Origin of the sequence: Neobacillus drentensis (assembly GCF_036966985.1) — a bacterium.
Taxonomy (GTDB): Bacteria; Bacillota; Bacilli; order Bacillales; family Cytobacillaceae; genus Neobacillus; species Neobacillus drentensis_E.
The window spans coordinates 1-5,266 of record NZ_JBALSN010000375.1 but is presented as its reverse complement, the minus strand read 5'-3'; the positions used below and the strand labels follow the sequence as shown (position 1 = coordinate 5,266).

The window sequence follows — 5,266 nt, the reverse complement described above, 5'->3', positions numbered from 1 at the left end:
TTATGAACCACTCTTATCACCCTGACCGAGCCTGTAATCACCCAATAAAGGCTTTATAAACAGCTCTTATCGCCCTGATCAAACTGGAAATCACCAAATAAGGCCTTTATGAACGCTCCTACTGCACAAAACCTCTCAAACCCGGTTACCACAATATACTATATTGACATAATTAACTGAATATAGTAGTCTAATAACTATAATTTAATATTCACCTCACTTTTTTAGTGAGGTAGAGGCGCGGTATTTAACAGTCTTTAGTGGAGTTTGAGAAGCAGTGATGCTAAGGAGAAGGAAATGTCGCCGAAGTTAGTAATATTCTCACTATTACTTGCTGGGTCTGCAGTGAATAATTGCAGGACTGTCTCAATAAACTCCCTAGTTTATTGAGTTGTGCTATCTCACCTGGGAAAAGAGAGGACTTAAGGGCAACTATGCATACATATTGCGACCTGAGTTATCTCAGGTCGTTTTTTGTTGTATTAAAATGCCTGAATTATGAATTAATAGGAGGAGAATACTTTATGAAAAAAGCATCATTATTTTTCGTATTGCTGCTTTCAGCAATGATTCTATTAGCTGGATGTGGTTCAAGTGATAAGTCAGAGTCTGGATCAGCGGATGATAATACATTTAAGGTCGGTCTTGAAGCAGGCTATGCGCCGTTTAACTGGACGCAAAAGGATGATTCCAATGGCGGTGTGAAAATCCAAGGAACGCAAGAATATGCTGGTGGTTATGATGTTGAAATCGCCAAAAAAATTGCCGACGGCTTAGGGAAAAAATTAGTGATCGTGAAAACAGAATGGGACGGCCTAGTTCCAGCTCTAACGTCTGGCAAAATCGATGCGATTATTGCAGGGATGTCACCAACAGCAGAACGTAAAAAGACAATTGACTTCTCAGATAACTACTACAAATCAAATCTAGTTATGGTGGTTAAAAAAGGCGGCAAATATGAAGGTGCGACTTCGATTCAAGATTTCAAAGGAGCGAAAATCACCGCTCAATTGAATACTTTCCACTATTCAGTAATTGATCAAATTAAAGGTGTAACAAAAGCAACAGCGATGGATAACTTCCCGGCGATGAGGGTTGCGCTTGAATCAGGAATTATTGATGGCTACGTTTCAGAACGTCCGGAAGCGGTTAGTGCTTCAGGTGCAAACGATAAGTTCGCGATGGTTGAATTTAAAGACGGATTTAAAACATCCGAAGATGATACAGCGATCGCTGTAGGTCTTGAAAAAGGCGATAAAAATATCGATAAGATCAATGAAGTGTTAAAAGGAATTTCAGAAGAATCACGTACACAAATCATGGATGAAGCTATTAAGAACCAGCCTGCAGCAAAATAATGAATTCATAAAACCGGCTGTATCCCTATGCAGTCGGTTTTATGATGATGAGACAAAGGGGGAGAAAAATGAGTATCGATTGGATCGTAAAAATCGTTTCAGAAAACTGGCCAATGTTTCTTCGAGGGGCCGGCACCACGCTCTATATTTCACTAATTGGGACGATATTGGGTGCAATCATTGGCTTATTGGCGGGGGTTATTCGTACGATACCTGAACCTGGACGTGGCCCCAAAAAAGTTCTTCTAAAAGTGGTTAATGTTATCCTTTCTATTTATATCGAGTTCTTCCGCGGAACACCGATGATTGTTCAGGCGATGGTCATTTATTATGGTTCTGCGCTCGCGTTTAATATCGATATGAATGTTATGCTTGCGGCACTCATTATTGTTTCGATTAATACTGGGGCGTATATGGCAGAGATTGTCCGGGGCGGTATCGTTTCGATTGATAAGGGGCAATTTGAGGCAGCTGAAGCGATTGGAATGAATCATTTGCAAACAATGATGAATGTCGTATTGCCACAGGTCATTCGCAACATTTTACCAGCAACGGGAAACCAATTTGTAATCAATATTAAAGATACATCAGTTCTGAATGTTATTTCAGTATCAGAACTCTATTTTTTAACAAAATCAGTTGCAGGGAACAACTTTAGATACTTCGAATCATTCTTCGTCGCTTGCGTCATGTATTTTGTGATGACCTTTATTGTAACGAGAATTCTACTTTATGTGGAAAGAAAATTAGAAGGATCAGACAATTACACGATGCTGGGTGAGGAAATAGAAGCAACGAAATAATTTTAGAAGAAGGAGGAGAGAGCATGGAAAACGTCATTGAAATTCAGAATTTAAATAAATCGTTTGGAAATCATGAAGTGTTAAGGGGTATTGAGTTTTCAGTCAAAAAAGGGGAAGTTGTCAGTATCATCGGTTCCTCCGGGTCTGGTAAATCCACACTTCTGCGCTGTATCAATCTTTTAGAAAGACCAAGCGGCGGTCAAATCATTTATCATGGGGAAAATATCTTAGATGACAAGCATGATATTTTTGCCTACCGCAGAAATTTGGGGATGGTTTTCCAACATTTTAATTTGTTCAATAATCATAATGTCCTCATGAACTGTGTGGTTGGCCAAATTAAAGTCTTGAAACGCTCCAAAGCAGAAGCAGAAAAAGTAGCGATGAAATACTTGAAGGTTGTCGGAATGGATCGCTATATTAACGCCAAACCAAAACAATTATCAGGCGGGCAAAAACAACGGGTTGCGATTGCGCGGGCGCTTTCAATGGAACCAGATGTGATGTTATTCGATGAACCAACATCGGCTCTTGACCCTGAAATGGTCGGTGAAGTGTTAAAAGTCATGAAACAGCTGGCTAAAGAAGGGATGACAATGGTGGTTGTTACCCATGAAATGGGCTTTGCTCGTGAAGTAGGAGATCGAGTCATATTCATGGATGGCGGCTATATAGTGGAAGAAAATGAACCAAATGAGTTATTTAGTAACCCTCAGCATGAACGTACCCAGGCGTTCTTAAGTAAAGTGCTATAAACAATCATTTACCTTCTATTTAGTAGGAAATAATACAAGCCATCAACTACTAGTTATTATACATCTAGTAGTTGATGGCTTTTTTGATGTAAGTTCTGGCTCCAGCCATCCCCACGGCATCAAAAAAACGCTTGGAATGGACCAAGCGTTTCCCTAATCGATTAACGGAAGTCTGCTTTAAATTCACCAGTAATTTTTTGGTGGCCGTTGTTTTCTTCAAAGAATTGCTCTTGTTCTAAATCGAAACGGTTCATAATTGGTAAATCGTTTACGGAGAAGAGGTAAGAGTCTTCTGATGCAAAGTGTTCATACCAAGCCCAGTTTGGAACAACGAAGTAATCGCCTTTTTTCCAATCGAATCGAATGCCATTAATGACAGTGTGACCGGAACCTTGGTGTACTTGGTAAACCGTAGAATGAGTATGGCGTAATGCCTTTGTTTGGAAACCGTGTGGTAAATGCTGCATTCTTGTGCCTAGTGTCGGGTTAGCCGATTGACCCGTAGATGGGTTAATGTATTCGACTGCATATCCATGTTGTGGATTTGGATCGAACTCCATCAATCCTTTAATTCCTTCTACAGTAAGATCCCATTTATAATTAGCAAGCGGAGCCACTGTGTATTTATCATCACCGACAGGACGAACCATACCGCCACGATAACGTCTTTCTGTAAAGTTATCTGGAATATCTGGCTGCTGTAATCCATCCTCATAAGGTTCAAAGAATGTACCGCCAATTGCGTAAAGAGTAGGAATATCTAAAGCATCCATCCAATACATAGGCTCTGTGCCTAAATGTGCATGACCATGCCATAAGCCTTTTGGTGTAATTAAAAAGTCGCCTTCTTCCATGAAAATACGCTCACCCTGCACAATCGTATATGCACCTGACCCCTCAGAAATAAAGCGCAATGCACTTTGTGAGTGGCGGTGAGATGGTGCTTTTTCACCAGGCAATAACATTTGAACAGCTGCATAAATCGTTTGGGTAGTAGATCCCCAGCCCCAAGGTTTACGATAAGTTAAGCCAGGATTTTGGAAATAAATCGCACGACGTTCACCCCCGCGCTCTGGTGTGAAGATTTGAGCTGCTTCGGCCATTTTCTTTTTGATTAATTCATCGCTCCAGAGATAAGCTTCTGCTTGAGGACTTGGTGTTTTGTGCATAATTGCAGGAATTGCCTCCCAAAGAGGACCTAAATTGTATTGTTGAATATCTTTTGTGTAATCGGTTACAATCGAACTTTTCATAAACTCTTGAACTTCTGGATTTACTTCAGCCATTTCACATTCCCCTTTACTAATTAAATTTATAGAGAGAAAAGGGGAGTAGCTTTTTTGCCACTCGACCCCTTACATCTCCTCATTAAACTGTAGCTGGCACTTCTGTTGTTTTTACCTTATTTTCAAGTACACCAACCTGGTCGATTTCAATACGAACGACGTCCCCATCTTTTAGGAATTGCTGAGGTTTCATCGCAAATCCTACGCCCCCTGGAGTTCCTGTTAAGATAACATCTCCTGGCTCTAACGTCATTAAATTTGATAAGAATGATACTAATTTTTGAACGGAGAATACTAGATTTGCAGTATTTGTTTTTTGGCGTACTTCACCATTTACTTTTAGAACAACATCTAAACCAGATGGATTTTGTAATTCATCGGAAGTGACTAAATATGGTCCCATTGGTGCACTGCCATCTACTGTTTTTCCTTGTAACCATTGAATGGTGCGGCGCTGAATATCACGATAGGTTACGTCATTTGTAATGGTATAACCTGCTACGTAATCTAATGCCTCTTCTTCTGTCACATTGCGAGCTTGTTTGCCAACAACGAAAGTAAACTCTGCTTCATAGTCAAGTTGATCAGAAATTGGATAGTGTGGAATATCGTCTTCTGGCCCTAAAATGGTATTTGCAAATTTTGCGAAAATAACTGGGTTTGATGGGAGTTCACGACCCATTTCTAAAATGTGTTCGCGGTAGTTGTGACCGACACAAATAATTTTGCCTGGCCGCACGACAGGTGCTTCTACCTTCACTTCCTCGAGATTGTAAATCACTTTTTTATCAAAGCTTTCAGGATTCGCTAAGATGAAATCGATTGCATTTTGAGCTAGTTGTAGTGATTCTTTACCACCTTGGTATAGCTCATCTGTATTATCTGGCACATATGCTTTAGCGATGTCCTCGTATCTGTATTTTCCTTCTGCTTTTAGCTGTGCTTGGTAGGCATAGTTTAAGTCAATTACTTGGTGATCAACGATTGCCCCTGCACGTGTATACCCAGCGACAGTAAAATTAATAAGTTTCAATGTTTTGTCCTCCTTGTATTCACTAATTGTG

Annotated in this window: 5 protein-coding genes and 1 riboswitch; of the genes, 3 read left to right on the top strand and 2 right to left on the bottom strand. The window is 40.2% G+C overall.

Annotation, left to right across the window (positions count from 1 at the left end; genetic code table 11):
* Positions 1-225 precede the first annotated feature (225 nt).
* A riboswitch (Lysine riboswitch) is annotated at positions 226-407 on the top strand.
* 117 nt (positions 408-524) lie between these two features.
* The 3 genes from V7659_RS22460 to V7659_RS22450 all read left to right on the top strand — a co-directional run bounded on the left by V7659_RS22460 (position 525) and on the right by V7659_RS22450 (position 2,916).
* Complete coding sequence (locus tag V7659_RS22460; RefSeq protein ID WP_335452737.1) at positions 525-1,358, top strand: transporter substrate-binding domain-containing protein; 834 nt, start codon at positions 525-527, stop codon at positions 1,356-1,358.
* A 68-nt stretch (positions 1,359-1,426) separates the two neighbouring features.
* Positions 1,427-2,161 carry an amino acid ABC transporter permease gene (locus tag V7659_RS22455; RefSeq protein ID WP_335452734.1) on the top strand — a complete coding sequence of 245 codons (735 nt, stop codon included), beginning with the start codon at positions 1,427-1,429 and terminating at the stop codon, positions 2,159-2,161.
* A 23-nt stretch (positions 2,162-2,184) separates the two neighbouring features.
* Positions 2,185-2,916 (top strand): amino acid ABC transporter ATP-binding protein, encoded by a 732-nt coding sequence (locus V7659_RS22450; RefSeq protein WP_335542417.1) that lies wholly within the window; start codon positions 2,185-2,187, stop codon positions 2,914-2,916.
* A 161-nt stretch (positions 2,917-3,077) separates the two neighbouring features.
* On the opposite strand, the gene V7659_RS22445 is transcribed toward V7659_RS22450, so the two are convergent.
* A complete protein-coding gene (locus V7659_RS22445) occupies positions 3,078-4,202 on the bottom strand; it encodes a cupin domain-containing protein (protein ID WP_335542416.1) in 1,125 nt (374 codons plus the stop codon).
* Positions 4,203-4,284: 82 nt separating this feature from the next.
* Entirely contained in the window at positions 4,285-5,235 is a 951-nt protein-coding gene (locus V7659_RS22440; RefSeq protein ID WP_335542418.1) for a fumarylacetoacetate hydrolase family protein, read from the bottom strand.
* Between the last annotated feature and the right edge of the window lie 31 nt (positions 5,236-5,266).